Source organism: Paenibacillus wynnii (assembly GCF_030812855.1).
Lineage (GTDB): Bacteria > Bacillota > Bacilli > Paenibacillales > Paenibacillaceae > Paenibacillus_AQ > Paenibacillus_AQ wynnii_A.
On the sequence record NZ_JAUSTK010000011.1, the window covers coordinates 114564 to 138948 of the forward strand.

21 protein-coding genes and 1 riboswitch are annotated in these 24385 nt (G+C 44.0%); of the genes, 15 read left to right on the forward strand and 6 right to left on the reverse strand.

What is annotated here, in order from left to right:
* Positions 1–129: 129 nt before the first annotated feature.
* Positions 130–1122: an aldo/keto reductase gene (locus J2T20_RS13190; RefSeq protein ID WP_307588994.1), complete on the forward strand. Its 993-nt coding sequence runs from the start codon at positions 130–132 to the stop codon at positions 1120–1122.
* Positions 1123–1570: 448 nt separating this feature from the next.
* On the opposite strand, the gene J2T20_RS13195 is transcribed toward J2T20_RS13190, so the two are convergent.
* Positions 1571–2609 (reverse strand): IS630 family transposase gene (locus J2T20_RS13195; RefSeq protein ID WP_307588995.1). Its coding sequence is split into 2 segments (ribosomal slippage): positions 1571–2107 and positions 2109–2609, totalling 1038 coding nucleotides; the frame shifts between segments, so codons are not numbered across the junction.
* Between the two features lie 425 nt (positions 2610–3034).
* Positions 3035–4228 carry an IS256 family transposase gene (locus J2T20_RS13200; RefSeq protein WP_307588997.1) on the reverse strand — a complete coding sequence of 398 codons (1194 nt, stop codon included), beginning with the start codon at positions 4226–4228 and terminating at the stop codon, positions 3035–3037.
* Positions 4229–4583: 355 nt separating this feature from the next.
* Here J2T20_RS13200 and J2T20_RS13205 point away from each other — a divergent pair, with 355 nt between their 5' ends.
* From J2T20_RS13205 to J2T20_RS13230, 6 genes are all read left to right on the forward strand, one after another.
* Positions 4584–6029 (forward strand): spore germination protein, encoded by a 1446-nt coding sequence (locus tag J2T20_RS13205; protein ID WP_307588999.1) that lies wholly within the window; start codon positions 4584–4586, stop codon positions 6027–6029.
* Positions 6026–7174 (forward strand): Ger(x)C family spore germination protein, encoded by a 1149-nt coding sequence (locus tag J2T20_RS13210; RefSeq protein ID WP_307589001.1) that lies wholly within the window; start codon positions 6026–6028, stop codon positions 7172–7174. Before J2T20_RS13205 ends, J2T20_RS13210 begins: the two co-directional genes overlap by 4 nt.
* 24 nt (positions 7175–7198) lie before the next feature.
* Positions 7199–8287 (forward strand): GerAB/ArcD/ProY family transporter, encoded by a 1089-nt coding sequence (locus tag J2T20_RS13215; RefSeq protein WP_307589003.1) that lies wholly within the window; start codon positions 7199–7201, stop codon positions 8285–8287.
* A gap of 83 nt (positions 8288–8370) precedes the next feature.
* Complete coding sequence (locus J2T20_RS13220; RefSeq protein ID WP_307589005.1) at positions 8371–9348, forward strand: AAA family ATPase; 978 nt, start codon at positions 8371–8373, stop codon at positions 9346–9348.
* Positions 9349–9351: 3 nt separating this feature from the next.
* Entirely contained in the window at positions 9352–10440 is a 1089-nt protein-coding gene (locus tag J2T20_RS13225; protein ID WP_307589007.1) for a DUF58 domain-containing protein, read from the forward strand.
* On the forward strand, positions 10437–11735 hold the full coding sequence (locus tag J2T20_RS13230) for a DUF4129 domain-containing protein (RefSeq protein ID WP_307589008.1): 1299 nt from the start codon (positions 10437–10439) through the stop codon (positions 11733–11735). Before J2T20_RS13225 ends, J2T20_RS13230 begins: the two co-directional genes overlap by 4 nt.
* Positions 11736–11745: 10 nt before the next feature.
* Here the strand turns inward: J2T20_RS13230 and J2T20_RS13235 are convergent, their stop codons facing one another.
* The 3 genes from J2T20_RS13235 to J2T20_RS13245 all read right to left on the reverse strand — a co-directional run bounded on the left by J2T20_RS13235 (position 11746) and on the right by J2T20_RS13245 (position 14986).
* Positions 11746–12066 carry an AzlD domain-containing protein gene (locus J2T20_RS13235; RefSeq protein WP_307589010.1) on the reverse strand — a complete coding sequence of 107 codons (321 nt, stop codon included), beginning with the start codon at positions 12064–12066 and terminating at the stop codon, positions 11746–11748.
* Positions 12063–12797, reverse strand: coding sequence for an AzlC family ABC transporter permease (locus tag J2T20_RS13240; protein ID WP_307589012.1), 735 nt, complete (start codon positions 12795–12797; stop codon positions 12063–12065). Before J2T20_RS13240 ends, J2T20_RS13235 begins: the two co-directional genes overlap by 4 nt.
* A gap of 134 nt (positions 12798–12931) precedes the next feature.
* Positions 12932–14986, reverse strand: a complete 2055-nt coding sequence (locus tag J2T20_RS13245; protein WP_307589015.1) for a beta-galactosidase — start codon at positions 14984–14986, stop codon at positions 12932–12934.
* Positions 14987–15135: 149 nt separating this feature from the next.
* Between J2T20_RS13245 and J2T20_RS13250 the strand changes: the two genes are divergently transcribed.
* Positions 15136–15969, forward strand: a complete 834-nt coding sequence (locus J2T20_RS13250; RefSeq protein WP_307589016.1) for a helix-turn-helix transcriptional regulator — start codon at positions 15136–15138, stop codon at positions 15967–15969.
* Between the two features lie 14 nt (positions 15970–15983).
* On the opposite strand, the gene nagZ is transcribed toward J2T20_RS13250, so the two are convergent.
* Positions 15984–17336 (reverse strand): beta-N-acetylhexosaminidase, encoded by a 1353-nt coding sequence (nagZ, locus tag J2T20_RS13255; protein ID WP_307589017.1) that lies wholly within the window; start codon positions 17334–17336, stop codon positions 15984–15986.
* A gap of 193 nt (positions 17337–17529) precedes the next feature.
* Here nagZ and J2T20_RS13260 point away from each other — a divergent pair, with 193 nt between their 5' ends.
* The 7 genes from J2T20_RS13260 (at position 17530) to J2T20_RS13290 (ending at position 24380) form a co-directional block, all read left to right on the forward strand.
* Positions 17530–18033, forward strand: a complete 504-nt coding sequence (locus J2T20_RS13260; protein WP_307589019.1) for a ferritin — start codon at positions 17530–17532, stop codon at positions 18031–18033.
* Between the two features lie 273 nt (positions 18034–18306).
* Positions 18307–18696, forward strand: coding sequence for a hypothetical protein (locus J2T20_RS13265; protein ID WP_307589021.1), 390 nt, complete (start codon positions 18307–18309; stop codon positions 18694–18696).
* A 247-nt stretch (positions 18697–18943) separates the two neighbouring features.
* Entirely contained in the window at positions 18944–19495 is a 552-nt protein-coding gene (locus J2T20_RS13270) for a hypothetical protein (RefSeq protein ID WP_307589023.1), read from the forward strand.
* 245 nt (positions 19496–19740) lie between these two features.
* Positions 19741–20604: a cation diffusion facilitator family transporter gene (locus J2T20_RS13275; protein ID WP_307589025.1), complete on the forward strand. Its 864-nt coding sequence runs from the start codon at positions 19741–19743 to the stop codon at positions 20602–20604.
* Positions 20605–20763: 159 nt separating this feature from the next.
* The gene (locus J2T20_RS13280) at positions 20764–21960 is read left to right on the forward strand and encodes a metallophosphoesterase (RefSeq protein ID WP_307589027.1); all 1197 of its coding nucleotides are present in this window, start codon (positions 20764–20766) and stop codon (positions 21958–21960) included.
* A 101-nt stretch (positions 21961–22061) separates the two neighbouring features.
* A complete protein-coding gene (locus tag J2T20_RS13285; RefSeq protein ID WP_307589030.1) occupies positions 22062–22919 on the forward strand; it encodes an SHOCT domain-containing protein in 858 nt (285 codons plus the stop codon).
* Positions 22920–22969: 50 nt separating this feature from the next.
* Positions 22970–23031: riboswitch (Fluoride riboswitch) on the forward strand.
* A 68-nt stretch (positions 23032–23099) separates the two neighbouring features.
* Complete coding sequence (locus J2T20_RS13290) at positions 23100–24380, forward strand: voltage-gated chloride channel family protein (protein ID WP_307589071.1); 1281 nt, start codon at positions 23100–23102, stop codon at positions 24378–24380.
* The last annotated feature ends 5 nt before the right edge of the window (positions 24381–24385 follow it).

Consider the following 24385-nt stretch of genomic DNA (forward strand, 5'->3'; position numbering starts at 1 on the left):
GGTATTGAATTGCCGCCTCAATTACCGAAGTGTCTCTTTGTTTTGTCTTCATGTTTTTAATTCGTGAGCAAAGGCGCTATACTATACATGATCTTCTCTTTTATAACCTTGGAAAGAAGGAATATGTAGATGGAATATGCAAAGTTAGGCGCTAGCGGACTCGATGTTTCACGTCTTTGCCTGGGTTGTATGAGCTATGGAATTCCTGATCGAGGCTCTCACTCCTGGTCCTTAAATGAGGAAGAAAGCCGTCCATTTATCAAAAAGGCATTAGAGCTTGGAATTAACTTTTTTGATACGGCCAATATTTATTCCGACGGGACCAGTGAGGAGATCGTAGGCAGGGCTTTAAAAGATTTCGCACTCCGGGATGAGGTCGTAATCGCTACAAAAGTCCATGGTAGAATGCGGCCCGGGCCTAACGGAGGCGGGCTTTCTCGTAAAGTAATCATGACTGAAATTGACCATAGCCTGAAGCGACTCGGTACCGATTATGTAGATTTGTACCAAATCCACCGCTGGGACAGTGAAACGCCGATCGAAGAGACGATGGAGGCCCTTCAAGATGTAGTTAAAGCCGGAAAGGCTCGCTATATCGGAGCTTCCTCCATGTATGCTTGGCAATTTCTTAAAGCTCTGAATACTTCCGAGCGCCATGGCTGGACTCGGTTTATTTCCATGCAGAATTATCTAAATCTTCTCTATCGGGAGGAGGAGCGTGAAATGCTGCCTCTTTGCAAAGAAGAAGGTATCGGTGTGATTCCTTGGAGTCCTCTTGCTCGAGGCCGTTTAACCCGTAATTGGGAGGAAAGCAGTTTGCGCTCAGTAACGGACCAATTTGCGAAGCAACTCTATTCACAAACGGAGGAAGCAGATCGTATTGTCGCCCTGCGTGTTAAACAAATTGCCGAAGAACGAGGCATTCCGCGCGCACAGGTGGCACTTGCTTGGGTACTTCAGAAGCAGCCCGTTACAGCCCCAATAATCGGAGCGACTAAGATGTATCATTTGGAGGATGCTGCCGCTGCCGTTTCCATACGGCTTAGTTCAGACGAACTCCAGCGGTTAGAAGAACCTTATGTTCCTCATCCGGTATTGGGCGGGCTGGATTTTAGAAATTGAGTAGATGATTCGTAAACACAAACTAGCCAGTCTCTTATAATCCGGAGACTGGCTAGTCGCACATACGGACTGTAGATACGATACTTCTACAAATATAGCCTTTTGGGAGAGTATGCGGACACCAGAGTCACTATTACACTATAAAAGCATTATAAACCACGGTATTGGAACATTTAACGTCCTCACAGTCCGCATACATTTTGATAATCGTTGATTTCAGTAAATAGAGGCTTCACTGTCCATAAAACTATTCTGTCCACCAAAATACGCTCTCTATCAACTCCCACTGAGATGTCGATCATTGGCTTCCGTTGTTGAAGTTTCGCCATGTTTGACTCGGTTGTCCTCGTAATAAATATTCTTCAAACTTCTTCCCTAATGCCTTAAATGCTGTCTGGTGTGGACAGTGCTTGGCTATTTTTTTAACCTATATAAGTTGAACAAAAGATTAGAACCGTACGCACAATCGATCAATAACCTCAGGAGAAGAGCGATTTAGCCTTCGGATAAAAGCACGGACATGAGTCCGAATGTAATAAAATCTCCCGAAAAACACGTTATTAATGACATCACTACGTAGCCATTTCCATAAGCCTTCGACAAGATTTAATTCAGGACTATATGGTGGTAAAAAGACAAAGCTTAGCCGAGGATGTTCCTTCAGGAAAGATTGAATGTGCTTCGCGTGGTGAATACGAGCGTTATCTAAAATCATCACAATCGTACCTTTTGGATAGGTCTGCAGTACTCGCTTCAAAAAAGATTCGAAGGTTAGCATACCGTAATTTTCGGCTTCATGACAAAGAATCTGACCCGTTTCATAGTCCAACGTAGCGAGCAATTTGGCTCCTCGATGTTGTCCATGTGTTTTAATTTTTCGTTGTTTCCCTTTGAGAAACCAATTGTATTGCAGAGCTTGGTAATCTCGGATCATTGATTCATCTTCGAATAGAAGATGATCAATTTCGTTATTTAGGACTTTTTTTTAAAGCGGGAAAAATATCTTCCTTAAATGCATTTTGTTTGTCCAGATCTGCACGAGCGAGCGTGTACGTAGGCTTTGTATAACTAAAGCCCAAGTAATGAAGCACTTTGGATGCCCCTCGTAGTGTAAAGCTCTGACCAAATTCGCGGTGAATGTAACGAACTACGAGACGAAGAGTCCAATTATATTGAGCCTCAAAACCAACATCCACAGGCTGCTTACTGGAGATCATTTCAGCTAACTGTTTTTCTTGATCAGGCTTTAGTTTATGGGGCTTTCCTGGAGAATGTTTAGGGACCAGACCTTCGACACCGTGTTGTTTGAATACATGGATATAGCGTTCGATCGTCTGACGATTTCGTTTGATAATAGCACAAATATCTTTCGTTTTTCGCCCTTCTAAATGAAGGCAAACCGCTTGATACCGCTCATACAATCGTTTATTTTGTGTTTTTCGCATGGCTTCAATTAGTGATTCAATTTCTGTTTTCTGGGTTTTCATTGACCTCACCTCTTTGGTTGTGGTCCTAATTATTACCCAATTTTTTCGACTCAACACTAAAATCAGTTCTTGACAGGTGACGAGAAAGACAGAAATCCGTTACGCCCCATAGAGGAATTTTCTCCCTCTATTTCTGCTCCCGGTACCCCGTTTGGGCAATTAGAGGAAATTTCGCCCGCTAATTTTGAGGATATACCTCTTTGGGACGGTATGGGTAAGATTATAGGGGTATTTTCCCTTTAATCTCATATTCATGGCGTTTCGGTCGGTATTAGCAGGCATTTTCCCCTCTAATTCACCGAAGGACGGTAGCGTCAAGAAGTTTGTGTAAGCAGGTAAAAGTATCCATCGAGTATTCTTAATATGCTGAAGCTGTTCCTGTGGGAGGGGGGAATTTCCCCCTCCCACAGGAACAGGCCGAGACGTTAGTTGTTGTCTTGAGTTTCTCTGGCTGGGTAGCGTTGTTCAAATAGCTGAGATAGTTTCTTCTTGACCTCTAGAACGCCAAAACCATGTATCACTCGTTCAGCAAAGCGTTCGTTGTAATCCATCATTTCCAGATAGATAATTTTCTCGGCGGCATCCATGTTGGTGAGACTGTTCATGGGATTCAGTCGCTTTCGAATCTCCTTATTCATTCGCTCAATGGAGTTAGAGGTGTAGATCGCATTCTTTATTACTGCTGGATATTTATAAAACGTCAGCAAGGTAGACAACTGTTCCTCCCAAGAACGTATTTCCTTGGGGTACAGTTTGCTCCATTTGGTTTTTACGGTGTCAAAAGCCGCCAACGCCAAGTCATGGTCCGCTGCAGTGTAGATCGTCTTTAGATCCTCGATCACTTCCGTTTTGTGCTGAATCCGGATTTTTGGAAAGGTGGAGCGAACTTTATGGACAATGCAATGCTGGACATCGGCCTTAGGATACGTTTCCCGAAAGGCTGTGTCTAGCCCTGGCAATCCGTCAAAGACACCAAGCAGAACTTCCTGAGCGCCTCGGTTATAGAGATCTTTAAGTACCTCTCTCCAACCATTGGAACTCTCTTGGCCGCCCACATAGAAGCCGAGGATTTGACGGTGTCCGTCTTCGTCGATACCCATGGCGAAATAAACGACTTCACCGCTGACGGTGCTGCGCTTGAGTTTCACGTACAAACCATCTAGGTAGATAACCGAGTATCGTTTTTGTAAGGGACGCATCTGCCACTGCTGAATATCTTCCAGCACAGTGGCGGTAATATTACTGACGGTGGTGGGGGAGTACTGGCTTCCAAACATACTTTCAATAAAACGGGCTACGTCTCGCGTTCCCATCCCACTTTTGTACATCTGGATGACGGCCTCTTCCAGCCAACCATCCCGCCGCTGGTACGGCTCAAACATTTGGGTCTGGAAGTCGCCGTTACGATCTCGAGGCACCTGAAGATCCTCTAGATTTCCATACTTGGTGTGCAGGCTGCGTTTGTAATAACCGTTGCGGCTGTTACGCTCACCGGCTTGCTCGTTTTCCATGAAGTGCTGGATCTCCGCTTTCATGATAGATTCCAAGTTATCTTTGACAAATTGAGTGACAAGATTTTCAAATAGATTATTAAGCATGTTTTCGGGTAAAATAGTCATCGAGTAGGGTCCCTTCTTGGTGGTGTCGTAATCCCGAGAATACCCTACTTTTTTGTTGCCTGACTAGGCTCCAAATCTTGGTACACAACTTATTTTACGCCATCCGAAGGACTGGTCCGCAACCCGGATTCGCTACCTGTAAGACGTAGTTGCCCCAAACCCGGTGAAACATCAGGCGAAGTTAACTCGAAATCGTTCCCGGCACAGTGACGTAAACGGAAAATCAAGCACTGATTTCGAGAAAGAGCCATTTTTTCTTGTCTAAAAATTTAGTTCAACTTATATAGTTACATAATTCAGACATTAAATGGCAAAATAAGATCACTTCGCAGTTTAATTTATGGAGGTGAGCAGCATGACTGACAGTGTGTTGGATCGTATCAAGGAGCAACTGACGGGCTGCACGGATGCTGTTAATCAGTCCATTCGGGTTCATGGTCATACTTGTATGCAAATGTACATTCCTTCCATTGTAGAGAATCATTGTGTACAGAATTTCATTAGCTTACCGCTTCAATCTGAAGCAGATTCTATCTCTAATTGGCCGCTTTTTTTGGAGCGTCTGGATAGAGGGTCAGTATTTCCAATCCCTTCTCTTAAAGCTTTCGATCTGTCAGAAGCAATCGATCTTGTTGTAGCTGGTAATGTGGTTTTATATATTGAAGGACTTCCTTTTCTTTATTATTTTAAACTAACGCAGTATCAAAAAAGAGCCATTTCTGAATCCAAAAATGAGTTAGTAGTCATTGGTCCCCAGGAGGCTTTTATTGAGGATATTCAGAGTAATCTATCCCTCCTTCGTCATAAGATCAAGCACCCGGATTTAAAGATTAAGCTTTATACCATTGGCAAATATACAAAAACTGATGTATATGTTGTCTATATTGAAGGCTTATATAAGCCGGAGGTTTTGGCAGATATTGATGAAAAGCTGAAGAACATCTCGATTGACGGGATTCTGGGAAGCAGTTATCTGGCGGAGCATTTGAAAACAAATAAACCCACTCCTTTTCCTATATTTCAGTATACGGAGCGACCAGATTCTGTTGCGGCTTCTTTAATGGAAGGGCGGATAGGCATATTGACAGATGGTACGCCTTCAACACTGCTTGCACCTGTAACCTTTTTTTCACTGCTGCAGTCTTCAGAGGATTACTACCAGAGCCCCTATGCTGGAAGCTGGATTCGTATCCTGCGTCTGTTTTTCTCCATTCTCTCTTCAACTCTACCGTCCCTCTATATAGCGATTACCACATTTCATTCTGAAATCATTCCGTACAACCTATTAGTAACCATCGCAGCCGCACGTGAAAATATTCCTTTCTCAGCGCTAACTGAGGCATTGTTGATGGAGCTTACCTTTGAAGCCATAAGAGAGGCTGGTACGCGGATACCCAAGCCTGTCGGACAAACCATTTCAATTATTGGCGGTATTGTTATTGGCCAAGCCGCAGTACAGGCCGGTATTGTATCTGCTCCCATGGTAATTGTGGTATCCATTACTGGAATTGCCTCCTATATTATTCCGCACATGGAACTCGGTTTGACCTTTAGATTATTAAGATTTGTTCTGTTGATCTTGGGTGGAACCATGGGGTTAATCGGTGTGTTCACCGCCGTATTTATAATCTATGGACATCTAGCGAATCTGAAATCTTTCGGAACTCCGTATTTACAGCCTATCGCTCCACTCGTCCTCCAGGATTGGAAGGATACCATACTGCGTGTCCCATCTCCCTGGATGAAGAAACGAAGCAATGCCTATTCCAAAGGGAAGCAAAGGAGACAAGCTAAGAAATGAGATATATAAAGCTGGGAGTTGTTGCATGCTTAATTCTTAGTTTGACGGGGTGCTGGTCAAAAGAAGAGCTGGATGACTTGACGTTTGTATTCGGCTTATATGTAGATAATGGAAAGAAACCGGGTACGGTGGAGGTCACGATCAGCACACCTTTGCCTAATCGTCTAATGTCAGCCCAGCAATCGTCAAGCGGGGGTGGAGACGGTAAACCCTATTCTATAGTGTCAAAGACTGCACCGACGATCACCGAAGCGATGATTTCCATCCAAAGGGATCTAACCCGCCGGATTACTCTTTCCCACCTCAAAGTGGTTGTTATCGGAGAAGACTATGCCAAAAAAGGAATTGGTGAGCTCTTGGAATGGCTAAAGAGAGAACCTGGTTTTCCACTGGGAACCTATGTTCTCGGCTGTTCAGGGAGGGCAAAGGAAATAACGAAGTTAACACCTGTTTATGAACAACAGCCTTCTCAAGTACTGTTGAATTTCGTTTCGGATAACTTCATGTTTAAAACCACGATCAAGGACTGTTTAATCGCTGATGCATCCTACTCCGGATTTGCCTTAACATATCTAAACATTGGCACCAAACCGGAGTCCATCGAAATAGGAAAGCCTGAATATTGGGCACGGATCCAGGGAGCAGCCTTGTATCAAAAAAACAAGATGAAGGGCTCTCTTAAAGTTAGAGAGGGGATAGCCTTGGCCTGGGCACAAGGAAATGTCCACTTTCCGTTGTACTCCATCACATGGGACGAAGGTAAAGGGACTGCCAGTGCTCTAATCACCTTTTCAAAATCATCTAAAGCCGTTTCATTATCGAATAAGGGTCCGATCTTTAAAATCTCATTAAAAGGAACAGCCAGCATGGTTTCCATCAAGAACTCTGAACTATATGATATTAAGGCAATTTCTGCAGTGATTAAGGATAAGCTTGAACAAAAAATTTCCGGGGACGTCACAGAAGCCATTCGAAAAACACAGAAAGCTGGCACGGATGTCTTGCATTTAGGTCTTCTTATGGAATGGAATTATCCGCAGCGATGGAAGAAACTCCAAAACACATGGGAAAATTATTATTCTCATGATGCCGAAATAAAGGTTACCACAAACATTCATATAAGTAATTTTGGAGCTGCGCAGTAATCTTTTAATAGGAGGAGCTATGCAATGCAGACCACGAAATGGCAGCTTTTTCGTTTTACACTCATCTATTTGTGCTCACAAGTCGCTGTGTTTTTAATCCCTATTCTCATTACAAGCTCATCTTATCAGGGGGGGATTGCGTTACTAGCTGGATTTGCTTTGTCAGTGATTATTTTGGTATTTACGATCCATGTGGGAATGCTGAGACCGAATCAGGCTTGGGTAGACTTTGGTAGGGATATTGTAGGTAAATGGGGACATCGGTTTGTGCTGGTTATTCTATTATGCTGGTGTGTCTATTTTGCTGCTTTTGATATTCAGAATTTCGTCCTATTTTTTGGTTCCAATTATTTAAGGGGTACTCCGCCTTTGTTTATTCAATGTCTGCTTGGACTTGTAATTATGTATACAGCCAGCTTGGGCTTTACCACACTTGTTTATATGGCTGATGGAATATTTTTAATCTTTTGTGCAGCGATTGTGTTTTCATTGTTTATATTTCTGCCGAATGCGGACTTCAGTATGCTTCCAGCCTTAATCCATTATCATGACCCGGGGATTGCGGTTAAAGATTCTTTTGTAGTGACGTCATGGTTTGCGGAATGGGTTGTATTTCTTTTTGTAGTACCGGATTTGAAAATGGAGGTTAGGATGTTTAAAAAGATTTATTTCGCTGGTTTATGTGTACTTATTATTGTGTTACTCGACTGGTTAATGACATTACTAAATTTCGGTCCGCATTTGGGGAAGGATCTTAATTATCCGCTAGTGGATATGGTGCGAAGCACGTCACAAGATGATATCCTCAGCAATATAGATCCCCTTTTGATTGGAGTATGGTCTTCCTCCATGTTTATTCACAGTTCCTTTCTGATCTATGTAGCTTTCAGATGTGTATCGAATCTTACTAAAGGACGGGGAAGCAAGTACATTATCCCAGCCCTCATTACGGGTGCTGTAGCGATTGCCTATATTTATTCACGAAATCTCGCCAGCTATTTCATACATTATAAATCCTTTACGACGGTAATCATTTGGCTGCTTGTTGAATGCATACCTGTTTATTACTCCATAGTGGCTTTCATTCGATTCAGAAAAGGCATGCCGAAGTAAGGCTCTATTATTATAAAATGTAGGCGCTTTCTGTTATGATTAATTCCAGTACATACCTTTTTTAATAGGATGGTGTTAATTATATGAATCTTCAAGAGGTAACCGAACTAATCCAATCAATAAGAGTTAATTTGGCGAAGGTAATTGTTGGAAAAGAAGAGGGGGTAGACTTGCTGCTGACTGCTTTGTTAGCTAACGGTCACGTTCTATTGGAGGATGTACCAGGAACGGGTAAAACCTTATTGGCAAAAGTACTCGCCCGATCTTTGGACTGCACATTTAAAAGAATTCAGTTTACTCCGGATTTACTTCCTTCTGATTTGAGCGGAATTAACTTTTATAATCAGAAGACGGGGGAATTTCAATTCAGGCCCGGTCCAGTGTTCGCCAACGTGTTGCTGGCTGATGAAATCAATCGTGCAACACCCAGAACACAATCTAGTTTGCTTGAATGTATGGAGGAGCGTCAAATTACAATTGACGGTGTTACCCATGAATTAGAAGCGCCTTTTCTGGTTATAGCCACTCAGAATCCGATAGATAACCATGGTACCTTCCCGCTGCCCGAGGCTCAACTGGACCGCTTTCTAATGCGGATAACGACAGGATATCCTTCATCAGAGGAAGGGATTCATATTCTTCAGCGTTTTGGGCAGCACAACCCCCTTGATACAACACTTGCTGTCGTAACCGCTCCACAAGTTTTAGCTGCACAACGATTTGCTGCTTCGGTCATGATCAGCGATGATTTACTTTCTTATATTATTCAAATTACTGAAGCAACCCGTAAGTCCCCCTCAGTGAAGCTGGGTGCAAGTCCTCGAGCCAGCGGTGCTTTACTCCGATCCGCACAAGGTTATGCCCTGATCCGTGGACGGGATTATGTTACACCGGATGATATTAAAGCCGTAGCCGTACCGGTACTTGCCCATCGGCTGCTATTCAACCACGGTCTGAAATCACGGGAAGGTCAAGCTGCGGAGCTCGTCCATCAAGTGCTGCAACAGGTGGAGGTACCCGCGGAAAGGGTAGTTCTCACCAGGTCTGGAAGGGTGGATTAAGCGATGACTCTACCCGGTTTTATCCTCTTTACGGGTATACTGCTGTTTATAGTCTCCATAGTTTATCAGCGAAATGCTTTAACAGCCGTTAGTTACTCCCGATATTTCTCGACAAAGGCTGCTTATGAAGGAGATCGCATAGAGATGGTCGAGGAGATCATTAACGACAAGCTGCTTCCCCTCCCGTGGCTGCGTTTAGAATCCAGCATAGCCCGCGGAATAGAATTCGGCAGACAAGAGAACCTGGGTATTCATACCGGGGAAATTTATCAAAATCATATCAGTTTATTCTATCTGCGATCCTATCGGCATATCAAGAGACGTCATATTGTGACTTGTGAGCGACGGGGATTCTATCGACTGGAATCTATCACCATGACGACTGGAGATCTTTTCGGAATGTCTTCCAGAGTCAAGACTTTTCCGCTTCAACTAGAATTATTGGTATACCCTATGCTACTAGATTTGTCAGAACTTCCTCTCCCCATACATAGTTGGCTTGGAGAACTGCCCGTGAAAAGATGGATTGTAGAGGATCCTTTTTTAACGGCTGGAATTCGGGAATATAGTTCAGGGGATTCTATGGGACTAGTAAATTGGAAAGCAACGGCACGAACCGGTAGGATGCAGGTGCATAAGAAAGACTACACAGCGGATTCCCGGCTTATTATCGGATTGAATGTGGAGATAAGCGACTCTATGTGGAAGACCGTAACGGACTTGGAGCGGATCGAGCTTGGCGTACGGTATGCTGCAACCATCGGAGAATATGCTCTTCAGCATGGTATCGAGATACGATTTATCTGTAATGGTAAGCTCGAGGACAGCGAATTCAGAGAGCCCGTTATGTCCGGGGCGATATCCGGGTTGGAAGAGCTTCTGAAGCTGCTCTCTAAACTGACTCTGGAGAGAACGATTCCTATGAGTAGATTGTTAGAGCTTCAAGCCGAGGATGGAGATAGTGATTCCGATTTTCTAATCATTACCTGTCATAGAGGTCACGAACTGCAAGTAGCCGCTGAGCAGTTATTGCGGCAAGGGAATGGAGTGGAATGGTTGGACATTCCGGAACAGGAGGGAGAGTTCGTATGAAACCCTCTTCAGTCTTTTATCTTAAGGAAACCGTTAAGATCTGGATATCCTGTCTTATTGAACTTATGATGGTCCTACCGATCTGGGTTTTGTTTCAAGTATATATCCTTCCCGCCGGGATCCATCCGATATGGATGTCAGTCTTACCTTTACTGACACTTACAGGGATTCTTCTTCGGTCTTACTTCCATATCCGCTGGAAGCAGCTTATAGGTTCTCTGCTGCTAGGTGTGGGGATTGGACTAATAACGGGAGGGACATCCATGTCCGCCATCTCCATGACTGTTGCTGGCTGCACATGTTCATATCTAGGCATGACCGCTGTCTCCCGATATCATTCATTCCGTATCTACTGGGTGGGCATTGCTCTATATTTTATGGCTGCTATATTTTTTCAGAGAATTCCTGAGCTTCAGGAGAATACTGCGCTAATAACCAAGGCTGGAATCCTATGTGTTGTTCTTGCTTTACTAATGACTAACCGCAATCATTTGCGATATAGCTCACTTTCCGGGGAATCCTCTCCTCTGCCTCAAGGGCTTCGACGACACAATCAAGTATTTGTATTCTTGTTTGTTATCATCACAGCACTCTTAGCGGCTGGTATGGGTAAAATCGTAGGTTTATGGGTTTGGAATTCGGTGCGAAATTTCTTGGGATGGATCATACGTTTATTCTCAAATACAAGTCCGCCCCCTGTTCAGGAAGAAGCGCCTCCAGCTGTTATGCCTGAGATGCCCATAGGGGAGAGTAATGATCCCGGTCTGCTGGCGCACATTCTTAATATCTCTTTTTACATTTTAGGAATTGCGGCAGTGGGAGCCTTAAGTTATCTTACTCTTCGATGGTTGTATAGAAATACGGGAGGGATATGGCGCAGAGCGATTGAAGCACTATTGACCATACTTAGGAGGGAGCAATCACCGCGAAATATCAATGCGTATATTGATGAAGAGAAGAGTGTGTTTACTTGGGAGAAAACAGTTCAGGGCATTAAGGATTTCTGGAGATCCAAGTTGGCTGTGGGTACCCGCCGTGACCTTTGGGAGAATATGAACAGTAGCAAAGAACGTGTTAGATGGTTATACCGGCAGTGGCTCCGTTCCAAGCGGGAGAAAGGTTATGAAGCTAAAAGCTATCTTACTCCCAGGGAGACGGAAGAGGATGTGTTGAAGTGGGCTAGCAGTCAGATCGCACCGGATAAACTTCTTGAGATGTATGAAAAGGCAAGATACGGGGAAATCGAGCCTTCAGCCGCTGACGTGGCTGCACTGAAGGAGCAATTGAAAGTATAAGAATGGTACTTCATAAGAAAAAGCGTAACACCATTAAGGAAATCATCCCGACAACGACCGTACCCAATAAACTCCGGGTCTTTACGGCAACCCAAAAAGTAGGCAACGCTGCTATAAGTTCAAGATTATTGCTAGATAGCGAGAACTGGTCATCTTGTATGAAGAGCGCCTGTGCAACCAAAGCTGCCATAACTGCAATAGGCACATAATTTAACCAGCGCATTCCCCATTCAGGAAGATTAATCCGGCTAAGGAGCATGAGCGGTAGAACTCGAGGAATAAAGGTAACAAGGGCTGCGCCAATAATAATCAAGAAAATATCCATTCTCATTTCGTCTTTTCAACCACCATTCCAATTGTTGAGGCTACGACAGTTGCGGCAATAACACCCATACTGGCTGACCATACCAAAGAAACAACAATCGCAATCAACATAGCTATCAGACCCACAATGATATCCATAGCGTATTTACTTCTGCTAAGGATGGTTAATACCAACAGCCCGATGAACATTGCAGGCAATGCGAAATCCAAACCCAGTTTTTCAGGATTAGAAATCCACTGTCCGAGAAAAGCCCCGGCTAAATTGGCAAAAATCCAATTTAAGTAGGCGGTGATGTTCAAGCCGTGCATCCATTTCTCGCTGATTTTATTCTTTTTGGCGCTCTCCGTAATGGCCACTCCGAAGGTCTCATCGGTGAGAAGGGAACCGATTAGCAAATTACGCAGCGGAGTCAGATGACGGAAGTAGGGTGACAGTGCCGCACTTAGCAGCAAATGGCGGAGGTTAACGAATAGAATTGTAATGACAATGCTTGTTGCAGTACTTCCGGCTGCAATCATTCCGGCAGCTATAAATTGAGCTGAACCTGCGTATAGAATGATGGACATCATGGCGATTTCAGGTATACTTAGTCCCGCGGTCTTCTCGACTACACCTGCCGCAAAACCTATGCTTAAATATCCCAGTAGAGTAGGGAGACAATCCTTAACCCCCTTAATAAAACTTTCCTCATGATCTGGGGCCGCATGTGAATCCATCCGGGCGGTCTCCAGGTTCATTACATCTCCTCCTTATTGGCCAAAGTACAACCACTATAAAAGCAAAATTAATTTCTGTCAATTCATAGCCATTGTACCAATAAACAAAAAAACCCTCGTCTAAGGACAAGGGTATGATCGCAATGTAATTAAAATCAATATAATACTAATACTCCAAACCCTTCGAGACTATGTGACCCTGAGATTATTTTACCTGTCAACAGATCCCGTTTCTCCTCTGTAAGAACAATATCAGCCGGTACTTCATTGTAGTTCAGCAGGAAAGTGTACCGGCAGGAATCCCCTTCACGAATTTGAAGCTCTACGCCTTTCGGAAGCTCCAACCAAGCTGCAACTGGTGACTCTAGTCCAAGGTGATTTATGATTTGAGCCGAGGCTTGCTCGTTAAATACAGCTCCGTAATACCAAACCTCACCTTTACCGCGCATATTTCTGGTAACTGCCGGTTTCCCAGCGTAATAATCAGAGGCGTAGGTACCCATGACTTGAACGGTGTCGGCTTCAACATGAAGAATATCATTAAAGGAATCTGCCGTGGTTACGACTCCCGGATTATCACCCCAACGGATGGAGGTTGGAAGGCGCGTGCCTTTGACCATCGTAAATTCCTCCACCGTAATGCCGCACAGATCCTTGGCTGCTCCGGGAAAGGGTTTCATGTAACATTGACCGTGTTCGTCTTTATACCCGGTTCTGCAACCGAAGATAAGCTTTCCCCCCTGCTGAACATATTGATCCAGTAATGAAGCTGTCTCATCTCTCATTATAGCTGGATGGGGGTAGACCAGAACCTCGTAGCGTGTCAGTTCCTCTAAGGATGTGTTTCCCCGTAAGTAGAGTATATCGTTTGGAATATGCTTCCGCTGCAGTGTTTTGAACCATTCTTTGTTGCTTTGCCACATAAAGGGACCGTGCCAAACATCATATTCTCCGTCCCATTCATTATCATAATCGCGCACGATCGCTATATTCGCTTGTATTTGTGTACCTATAATTGACGTGCCTATCGCTGCCAATTCTTGACCGATCTGAGCGGCTTCACGTACTCTTCGGTTAGGTTGGTTATGGTAGTCATTGATTCCATGCCAGTAGATTTCATTGCCTATGATGGCTGTCCGCCAACGAAAAAAGAGAACCATGTCTGCACCATGAGCGATAGATTGATAGGTCCATAACCGCATTTGTCCCGGCTTCGGAGAAGGCATGTCCATCCGGTTCACCCAACCTCCCGGGCCGGATTGCTGTTCCATAATGCAGAAGTTAGGGGAGATAGAGCGGACAGCCGAGAGTGAAAGGCCCCAGTTCCTATCTCTAAGTGGATTCTCTTCCGCTGCATCATAGAAAATGCTGGAGAACTGTGGATACGAATCATAACTGAAGAAATCCAGCAGCTGCTCGGTCATTTCATGGCTGTCCAGATGCCCAAACAAACCATTGGTTGTCACCCACTGATGAGGGGCTTTCGCGCGGAGAATATCAGCCTGAATTTTTGCAAAAGAAATGGTGTTATCGGATATGAAACGTTTCTCATCTAGAGCCTGATGCGGATTAGGCTGGTTGGGAGAAGGTGTTGGTCGCGGTAAATACACCTGAGACCAGTCACTGTAGCTTTGACTCCAAAATACCGTACCCCAAGCCTTGTTCAGTTCTTCCAAAGTGACGTATTTTCGCTGCAACCATTCTCTGAAGGCGTTATGGTCACTGTCTGAGTAAAATACATTGATCTCACAATTGAGCTCATTATCAATCTGCCAGCCAACCACGCCGGGATGATTGCCGTATTGGCTTGCGAGTTGGTCAGTTATACGAGCACAAAGCTCGCGATATATTGGGCTGCTGTAGTTATTATGACGGCGCATCCCATGTTGCAGGGTTACTCCTTCGTAGGTCACATTAAGCACTTCCGAATATTTATGAGTCAGCCAGGCGGGCGGGGTAGCGGTAGGGGTTCCCAGCACAACCTTCAGTCCATTACGGTGTGCTAAATCAATGGCACGGTCAAACTGATCAAATTGAAAAACACCCTCCTCAGGTTCAAATATGGACCAGGCGAACTCACCCATTCGAATAATCGTGAAGCCCATTTCACGCATGCGGCGGTAATCGTCCGCCCACATACTTTCCGGCCAGTGTTCGGGATAGTAGCAGACACCAAGTTCGAACTGTTCTTTAGCAACAGGTTTCTTCATTATAGCCCTCCAAAGTATTAAAAATATGCTATTTAAGCTTTACCTTTCTATTGTATTATCTAAGGTAGAGAATCATATATAACATAATATTGCTTTTATATAACGATATTGCGTGCTTGATAGACTACCGAATGGAGATCTGTAAATCGATGAAAAAACAATGGGTTCTGCCTTCACCCTCTTATAGTAAATACGTTTGTTATCCGGAGTTACTTGGGCATTATACTGATTTCCCACAGCATGCGGAGCGAAGAGAAGAGGGTTTCCTGAACAGCTACAATTTACATTTGATTTTTGGTGGAGAAGGATATGTTTTTCATGAAGGGGAAAGAATTCACATGGGTAAAGGGAGAGGGTTTCTGTATCCGCGAGGTGCCCATCAGCAATATGGTTCTGACCTTAGCGAACCTTGGGATGTTCGATGGGTGCACTTCAAGACCGAAATTCCTTTACCCTTGTTAGAAGAGGTGGATCAGTCAAGAGGAAGCTTTTTTACCTTCGATCCTGGTACAGGACTGGAGTCGATATTCGATGAAATGTATCGTTTGAGCGCTAATTACGAGACCCACAGCGAACCTAGGTTATCTGCTCTGTTATATGAGATTCTGGCAACGTTATTGCAGAACTCAGAGCCGCTTCACGGCTCAGTTCCAAATGAGGTCAGACGTTCCATACGCAGTTCAGCGGATGTTATTCATGGAGCGTGTGAAAGACCCTGGACACTGGACTCAATGGCCCGACTGTCGGGCTACAGCAACTACCACTTTCTGAGGTTGTTCCGAGTGATCATGGGAAAGACGCCGAACCGATTTCTGACCGATTGCAGGCTCGCTAGAGCCAAACTTCTGCTGGTCTCCAGCGAGTTATCGGTAGCACAAATCGCGCAGGGCGCCGGTTTTAGCCAATCCAGTTATTTCATTAAAGTCTTCAAAGAGGTTGAAGGGATGCCGCCGAATCAATATCGTAGAGCCTTCGGTTCATAATTCATAGGCAATGTTTACTTCTCCACCTGCTGACGCCAGGTCCGAATATCTTGATTAAGTGTGGTAAGATCGGGGACAGGAACGGCCTCCTTGTCGCTTAAATGATAATTACTCTTTAAAGTTAGTATACGTTGAACACTTTCATTAATCCGTTCCTCTGAGATCGTTCCATTCTTTACGCTTTGCTTGATTTTATTAAAAACAAGCTTCTCGTTATCATACCCGTGAGCGATCAGTAGAATATCACTGCCAGCTTTTATGGTGTCAATTGCAGCGGTACCCAAATTGAAATGTTTAACAATCGCACCCATAGTCAAATCATCCGTAATCACTACGCCCTTATAACCCATATTCCCACGTAAATGTTCACCTATAATTATTTTTGAGAGTGAAGCCGGTTTGTCGGGATCGAGCTTCGGAAAAAGAATATGAGCGACCATTACAGCTTCTATCTTATCCTTAATCGCTGCCTGGAATGGAATCCATTCCAATTCGGCTAGCTGCTGTGCTGTTTTATTCACAACCGGGAGTTCAAGATGCGAATCTACCGAGGTATCTCCATGGCCTGGATAATGCTTGACCACCGGAATCATATTTTCGCTGCGCAAGCCCTTAACTTCGGCCAGGCCCATCTTGGTAGCTCTAGCAGAGGAACTTCCAAAAGACCGGTCACCGATAATGGGATTCTGTGAATTGCTGTTAATATCAAGCACCGGGGCGAAATTCATATTAAACCCAGTTAGGCTCAGTTCTCTTCCCAGCAGTTCACCCATCGTATATGCCAAATTGGCATTATTCGTGTCGCCTACCTTTCGGTTAGAAGGGATAGAGACGAACTCTTTTGGCATACGGCTGACTTTTCCACCCTCTTGATCTACACTAACGAATAAGGGAGCAGAATTATCAAAATTTGTTTTTTTAAGATTGTTAATTAGCTTAACCATTCCTTGAAGGTTAGAGATATTGTCCGCATATAGTATGATGCCGCCGACCTTGTCTTCGGAGATCATCCTTTTAGCAGACTCATCCAACGAGGTTCCCTCAATACCAACCAACAGCATTTGTCCTATTTTCTCATCCAATGTCATGTTGGCAATCTGTGCTGCAATAGAATCTTCATCCGTTGGACGCGGGGATGCAGTGTTGTCCGGTTCATTAGCAGGTGAGGGTGATTTGGGTGAGGAAGATTCGGTTACTGAGGTGACTATTGGAGAAGAGCTAGGCTGGTTAGTGGGAGAATTCGTACTGGCTTGACCATTTCCGTTATCACCGCATCCACTTAATGTTAAAGTACCACACAATAGAAGACCAAACAGAACCAGAGGTCCTTTTGTACTCTTCATTCTATATCCGTCCAAAGCTGACATATATAATCATCCCTTCAGTTCTGCAAATAATATCTGATTGTTATCAACTATAGCTCAAACAGTACGTTTAACAACTCTTTTTATTTTGCCCTACATCATTCATATTAGCACGTCTTGCTGACAAATCGGCCCAGTGTTAAGATACAAGAGTATTCAGGGAATACATAATTTCAAAAAGGGGTGATTGTACACAATGAAAGACGGATTAGTGAACGCTCTAAATGAACAGATGAACTTTGAGTTTTATTCAGCACATGTGTACCTGGCGATGGCAGCTTATTGTTCCAGTGAGAGTCTGGATGGGTTCGCGAATTTCTACCTGGTACAGGCAGAAGAGGAACGTTTTCACGCGATGAAAATATACAAATTCCTCAATGATCGCAGCTTCCGTGCAACATTGGCTGCATTGCCGGAACCCAAAAATGAGTATGATTCCATGCTGGATGCCTTTGAACACGCATTTGCACATGAACAGCAGAATACGAAAAAGTTCTACCATTTGGCCGACCTGGCCTTGGATGAACGCGAGCATGCAACGATTCATTTCCTGAAGTGGTTTATCGATGAACAGGTCGAAGAAGAAGCCCTTTTCAGTAATATTATTCAGAAGCTTAAACGGATTGATAAGGATAGCAACGCTTTTTATATGTTGGATGCAGAGTTTGCAACTCGTTCATTTACTGCGCCAACGGAATAAGTAAGTAGAGTGAAAGGGGTGTCCCATAAAGCCACGAAATGGCTGTTGGGACATCCCTTGTTTTTGGAGTCGGATAGACGGTTGTGCTTGTGAGGACGCTCCGCGAACGGACCGTTGTTCCAATCGCTCTTTGACACAGCTTATGTTTTCGAAGCTAGTCTTCCTTTGGAAAACTTTCGGGCGAACGCTACCGCTTTTCCACAATCGTTTCGTCCTCTCCGCTATTTAAGCGGGAAGCGTATCTACAATCTTTCTTCAGTAAGGAGGTAGTTTATGAAAAAAATTAGTATTCTTTCACTTTCACTGATAATTTTGTTGATATTAATATTTGTATTAGTCAGAACAAAGCAAGAGATCATCAGCGTTAGCCTTGTTTCCGAAACAACGGAAATCACTTACACTGACACTGAAAGCATTCAAATATTCGAAGATGCTATAAGAACTGTAAAAAAAATACCTGGGTCTGTTGATGTGGGTCCACCAACTTATAGAATGACTGTTACTTACGCTGATTCTGAAGTTGACGGATTCAGCCTTTATATGGATTTTAAAATTAAAAATGGCTTCCTAATTAAAGATAGCAATAGCGAAAGGATGCTGGATTTAAGAGATAAGAATTCGGAAGAGCTGGCTGATCTTCTAAGTAAAGTAAAGAGAGAATAATATTGAGAGCTTCTTAAAAGGTTAATAGTGTTAGAAACTCAATCTAAAGGATGTGCTAACAGCGTTATTCACGGCCGTATTTCAATTTCTGGCGGACAAAAAATGTGACTCTCTGCAAATATACCAGTTTATAAAAACTATTACATATAATAACATTAATATAGCAACATTTGTAACAGACACATATACCATTAATGTATAAATTTAGTATGTAAGCGCTCTTATACCGCGAAATGGGGGATGTTTTGTGAAAAAAGCAACAAAGTTAATGTTAGTAGCAGGGGTTTCATTAGCTGTTGTAGGGATTGGAAATAGTGGTGCATTTAGCAATGTTTCATCGGCGGCAAGTGCGCCTCTGAAGGTAGGCCGGGTAGAAGCGGCTGCTCATGGCAAGAAATGTTTCACTGTGGCGGTCGCTGTTGTTCAAAATGGCGTAATCGTCGCTGCCTCGCTGGACGACTATCAATTCCTCAGCTCGGATGTGGCAAAGGGAGTGCCTAACTCCGATACAGATTTCGGGCAGAATTACAAAGATCCTAATATGGTACTAGCCTCGAAGAAGGCCAATAACGAATATTATAGTGAGCATATGAAAGAAGAAGCTAATTCCACCGTTTCATATGACAAGAACATGGCCGCTATCGAGAAATATGCGACTGGCAGAACCATCAAATCACTTGAGGCTTCACTTAAATATAAGAGCAAAGAGCAAATGGTTGACGCTGTCAGCGGAGCAACACTTGTAGATACCGAAGGGTATTTAACAGCGATTCTAGACGCGGCTAAGGCAGCGAAATAAAATAAATTTATTACACGACTCCTTTACGGCTATAGCTGTGGAGGAGTTTTTTCATGTTGATTTTAAAAGTTCATCTGAGAAATTTGGATCTTGTGAGGGAGTGTTGCGGAACGGCAAAAGATTTTTAACAAACCAACTCTATTTGGCAGGGGTAACTATTGCGTCTTATGGCAAAACTGTTTCTCTAGACCCACCCATGCACCGGCGTGTAGTATGGAACGATACTATTCTTTGGAGGTCTTCTTTTGGAAACATACAATGACATCAAACAAGGCGAAAGAGGAGCTTGGCTTAGCATAATCGCATATATCTTTTTATCAGCCATAAAGCTGTTCGTCGGAACGATCTCCGGATCCCAGGCCCTGCTTGCTGACGGTCTTAATAATAGTACGGATATTGTGGCTTCCATAGCGGTTCTGGCAGGTCTCAAAATTTCGAGAAGACCCCCTGATTCCAATCATGGTTATGGACACTTTAGGGCGGAAACCGTCGCTTCTTTGGTGGCTTCTTTCATTATGATTATTGTAGGCTTAGAAGTACTATATCAAGGAGTGAACAAGTTTGTTCAGCCTGTACATACAACCCCGGATTTAATCTCAGCTTGGACTGCTGCTGCTTGTGCGGTGGTGATGCTGGCAGTATACACTTATAACCTGAAGCTTGCCCGCAGAATTAACAGCAATGCCATGATGGCCGTTGCTCAAGATAACCGTTCTGATGCCATGGTAAGTATCGGTGCATTTGTAGGGATCGTAGGTTCACAATTTGGAATTGCCTGGCTTGATCCGCTTACCGCCACGATTGTCGGGTTAATAATTTGCAAAACAGCCTGGGAGATATTCCGTAAAGCTACACACGATCTAACGGATGGCTTCGATGCGGATAAGCTTGAGCTGATGAAGCAAACCGTTGCAGAGGTTGAAGGTGTTCAATCCATTAAAGAAATTAAAGCCCGTATTCATGGCAACAATGTATTAGTTGATACGACGGTGCTGGTGGAACATACTCTAAATGTTGTTGAAAGCCATGACATTACTGAAGAAATTGAAGATCAGTTGAAGCAGATGCATCAGGTTGCTAATGTTCATGTGCATATTGAACCTATGTGAATTGAGCTAATGCCTGAACGGCCGTTTCCTTCGTTGATGAAGGAGCGGTCTTCTTTGTATATTTTCCGATTAAAGGACCACAGTTTATATAGTGATAATGCTTTGTGTTATGATTTAAATTAGGATGAAAAGTAAGTTCAGTAGAAATGGGGAGAAACGATGAAAAAACTGCGAATAATGGGTACTGCATCTACGGTTCTGATTGTTCTTATTCTGGTTAATGTCTATATCGGTTATCATCTTCTGATTCTCGTTCAGGAAGGGTTACCGAGTATTTCTACAGGTTGGTTCTGGTCCATATTTATGTTAGTTGCCTTTGCTTATGTCGTGGGTAGAATTCCATTACCCCGCTCTCTAAAGCCCGTAGGTAGATTGTTCAAAGTTATTGGTTCCTATTATTTAGCCTGTATGGAGTTCGCAGTAATCATGCTGCCCTTAGCAGATATTTTCTATGGAGTCCTGCGTCTTACAGGTGTTCAGCTTGATAGGTATGTAATAGAAGCTGGCATCACATTGGTAGTATTGTTAATTGTTTTCCTCGTGTGGGGATCTATAAATGCATGGAGCAGTGTGGTGCGCACTCATTCTTTACAGATAGATAAATCTACCGGACACAGTCTGCCGCTTACCATTGCAGTTGCATCCGATCTGCACTTAGGCAATATTGTGGGGAATCGGCATTTGAAAAGATTAGTGAAGCGCATTAACGAAATGCAGCCAGATCTGATTCTGCTGCCGGGTGATGTATTGGATGACAGTATTGAACCTTTTATCCGCAATCGGATGGATGAGACGCTTCGACAGTTAAAAGCAAGGTATGGCATTTATGCTGTCCTTGGGAATCATGAGTATTATGGCGGCTCTATTGAGCAGTATACAAAAGTGATGGATAACATAGGCATTCGTGTTCTGCAGGATGAGATTGTAGAGGTTGCCGGGACCTATATTGTAGGGAGAAAAGATAAAACTGCAGACGCAATGGAAGCAGCAGGTCGACTAAGCGTCCCTGAGCTTCTTAGTGGAATTGACCTTGCACGGCCCGTAATCATGATGGATCATCAACCTACGGGTTTTGATGTCGCAGCAAAGGCTGGAGTGGATGTATTGCTATCTGGTCATACTCACCGCGGACAAATTGCTCCCAACCATTGGATTACAAAACGTCTGTTCGAGTTGGATTGGGGATATCTGCGCAAAGAAAAGCTGCATGTAGTTGTTTCCTCCGGCTTCGGGACGTGGGGGCCGCCGATCCGGCTCGCTAGCCGTTCGGAAATCCTTAAACTGGATATTATGTTGGAGGGCAGTAAGAAATATAGTGATGACGCAGCGGTATCCGGGAACACCGTATTCATCTAATTCGGAAGATTCAGATAACGTTCAGTCAAGACTCAGCTAATTTTCAGCTAGCCTGGCTATTCTTAACAAGTAAGTATTAACAATAACCAGGAGGCATGAAAATGAATAGGAAACGTAATGTTTTAGTAGCAAGCGTCTTAGCTCTTGCAGTAACTGCTGGTAGTGGAGTTTTCATTGTGGGTAATGTTAGTGCCGCAGAAGTTGTGCAGAAAACATATAAACATTTTGGAGGTAAGGGAGCTCTGTTTCATAAGGTGGCGAGTTCCGAGATTGCGACTCTGCTGGGTTTAACAGTAGATGAACTAAAAACAGCTCAACAATCAGGGAAGTCTCTTGCAGCCATTGCTGCTGAAAAGGGTGTCGCTGTACAGAAGGTGATTGATCTTCAGGTCAAAGCCATTACAGAGGCCTTGGATAAACGGTTGGCAGATGGCAAGATCACTCAGGCTGAATATGACAAGCAGAAAGCTGAGGTTCTCACTCAAGCGACCAATGCTGTAAATGCTGTCTTTGATGGTAATTTTAAAGGCAAGGACGGTATAGGCGGTTTCGGTCGTGGAGGTTTCGGACATGGAGCCCTCTTGGCTAATGAAGAGGTTGCAAAGCTGCTGGGCCTTACCGCTGAGGAGTTAAAAACAGCCCTAATCTCCGGTAAATCGCTCGCCACTCTCGCCGGTGAGAAAAATGTATCCGTACAAGCCATTACTGACTTGATTAAGACTCAATTTGTGACCGAGCTGGACAAGCAACTGGCAGCCAAAACGATCACACAGGCTCAGTATGCTGAGCTTAAAGCAAAACTAACCACCAGAGTCTCCGAATTCGTGAACAATACATTTACGGGTAGATCAGGAGATAAGGGAGCAGGGAAGCTCGACCGTTCAGGAAAAAGAGGTGCTAACGGAACGACCAAGACAGCTCCGAAAGCTACAGATGGAACCACAGGAACTTCGGCTTAAACGTAGCGTTCAATATTGACCAAAGCAGCAATTACGGATATATTAAAAGAAGTTGATAAGGCGATGGAGTTCGCCAAAACCGCCGGTAACGGCTAATGACTCCTACCAGCGATCATTCTGCTGGTAGGAGTCTGTTTTTTTGAAATCAATTATGAAGTGGTTAAGGAGATAGGGAACTTGATGCAAAATATCAAATGGAGCAGGGCTTTAGTCAAAACCTTTTTAAAGTGGATTCTACTGGGGAGTGGTGTAGGTGTATTATCAGGAACAGCCTCCGCTTTTTTCCTAATCAGTTTGGAACATGTTACCGACGTACGCATCGAACATCCATGGCTGTTGTACCTTTTACCTGCCGGGGGAGCGTTAGTCAGTTATCTTTACCTAAAGTTCGGGAAGAACAGTGCCAAGGGGAATAACTTAATTCTGGAACAAATCAATAACGGAAATGAGACCATTCCGCTGCGCATGGCTCCGCTTGTTCTATTCGGTACACTGATCACACACCTGTTCGGAGGTTCTGCCGGGCGGGAAGGGACTGCTGTACAGATGGGAGGGAGCTTGGCTGAAGCATTCGGGAAGCTATTAAGAGTAAGTCCGATGGATCGGAGAATTCTTCTGATCTGCGGGATTAGCGGCGGTTTCGGTTCGATCTTCGGTACTCCTTTAGCCGGTACGGTATTTGGTCTTGAGGTGTTGGCTATCGGGTTAATCAGTCATGAGGCCTTGCTGCCTGCTTTTGTAGCAAGTTTTGTAGGCCATTTAGTGACCACATCTTTCTGGGGCGTATCCCATATTCAATATCAAGTTGATTGGGTACCCGACATTTCAGGTTTAGTCCTGCTTAAGGTTATCTTTGCCTCGGTGTTATTCGGGCTAACCAGTATTCTTTTCAGTGAGCTGACACATGCGCTTAAGAAAGGCTATACGTATTTATTTCATAATCCGATGATTAAAAGCGCCGTAGGCGGCTTTGTCATCATCGGCTTGGTGTACCTGATGGGAACAAGAGATTATTTAGGCCTCGGGATTCCGCTAATCCAGAATTCGTTCGAAGAGGGTGTCTCACCTTTTGCTTTTCTATGGAAATTGATCTACACTTCGCTTACACTGGGTGCCGGATTCCAAGGTGGAGAGGTTACGCCATTGTTTGCAATCGGTGCTACACTCGGGAATTCATTATCTGGCTTCTTGCATTTATATGCTCCATTCTTGGCCTCATTAGGTTTTATTGCTGTATTTTGCGGCGCGACCAACACGCCTATCGCCTGTTTTCTAATGGGCATTGAGTTGTTTGGTTCGAGCGGTGCCATCTATATGTTCATTGCTTGCCTAATCAGCTATCTGGTCTCTGGTCATACTGGCATCTATACCTCGCAGAAGATTGGAATATCGAAGTCCCATTGGATTCAAGTGCCAGAAGGGGCGACCCTGGGCAGTATCAAACCCGTTAAGAAAAAGTAGCAAAA

Excerpts from the sequence above, each read along its gene's own strand:
- J2T20_RS13250 (WP_307589016.1), top strand. The coding sequence starts at position 15,136 with ATGAAAAAACAATGGGTTCTGCCTTCACCCTCTTATAGTAAATACGTT.
- J2T20_RS13215 (WP_307589003.1), top strand. The coding sequence starts at position 7,199 with ATGCAGACCACGAAATGGCAGCTTTTTCGTTTTACACTCATCTATTTG.
- J2T20_RS13205 (WP_307588999.1), top strand. The coding sequence starts at position 4,584 with ATGACTGACAGTGTGTTGGATCGTATCAAGGAGCAACTGACGGGCTGC.
- J2T20_RS13260 (WP_307589019.1), top strand. The coding sequence starts at position 17,530 with ATGAAAGACGGATTAGTGAACGCTCTAAATGAACAGATGAACTTTGAG.
- J2T20_RS13240 (WP_307589012.1), bottom strand. The coding sequence starts at position 12,797 with ATGAACCTGGAGACCGCCCGGATGGATTCACATGCGGCCCCAGATCAT.
- J2T20_RS13280 (WP_307589027.1), top strand. The coding sequence starts at position 20,764 with ATGAAAAAACTGCGAATAATGGGTACTGCATCTACGGTTCTGATTGTT.
- J2T20_RS13265 (WP_307589021.1), top strand. The coding sequence starts at position 18,307 with ATGAAAAAAATTAGTATTCTTTCACTTTCACTGATAATTTTGTTGATA.
- J2T20_RS13190 (WP_307588994.1), top strand. The coding sequence starts at position 130 with ATGGAATATGCAAAGTTAGGCGCTAGCGGACTCGATGTTTCACGTCTT.
- J2T20_RS13230 (WP_307589008.1), top strand. The coding sequence starts at position 10,437 with ATGAAACCCTCTTCAGTCTTTTATCTTAAGGAAACCGTTAAGATCTGG.
- J2T20_RS13290 (WP_307589071.1), top strand. The coding sequence starts at position 23,100 with ATGCAAAATATCAAATGGAGCAGGGCTTTAGTCAAAACCTTTTTAAAG.
- J2T20_RS13220 (WP_307589005.1), top strand. The coding sequence starts at position 8,371 with ATGAATCTTCAAGAGGTAACCGAACTAATCCAATCAATAAGAGTTAAT.
- J2T20_RS13235 (WP_307589010.1), bottom strand. The coding sequence starts at position 12,066 with ATGAGAATGGATATTTTCTTGATTATTATTGGCGCAGCCCTTGTTACC.
- J2T20_RS13285 (WP_307589030.1), top strand. The coding sequence starts at position 22,062 with ATGAATAGGAAACGTAATGTTTTAGTAGCAAGCGTCTTAGCTCTTGCA.
- nagZ (WP_307589017.1), bottom strand. The coding sequence starts at position 17,336 with ATGTCAGCTTTGGACGGATATAGAATGAAGAGTACAAAAGGACCTCTG.
- J2T20_RS13210 (WP_307589001.1), top strand. The coding sequence starts at position 6,026 with ATGAGATATATAAAGCTGGGAGTTGTTGCATGCTTAATTCTTAGTTTG.
- J2T20_RS13245 (WP_307589015.1), bottom strand. The coding sequence starts at position 14,986 with ATGAAGAAACCTGTTGCTAAAGAACAGTTCGAACTTGGTGTCTGCTAC.
- J2T20_RS13200 (WP_307588997.1), bottom strand. The coding sequence starts at position 4,228 with ATGACTATTTTACCCGAAAACATGCTTAATAATCTATTTGAAAATCTT.
- J2T20_RS13225 (WP_307589007.1), top strand. The coding sequence starts at position 9,352 with ATGACTCTACCCGGTTTTATCCTCTTTACGGGTATACTGCTGTTTATA.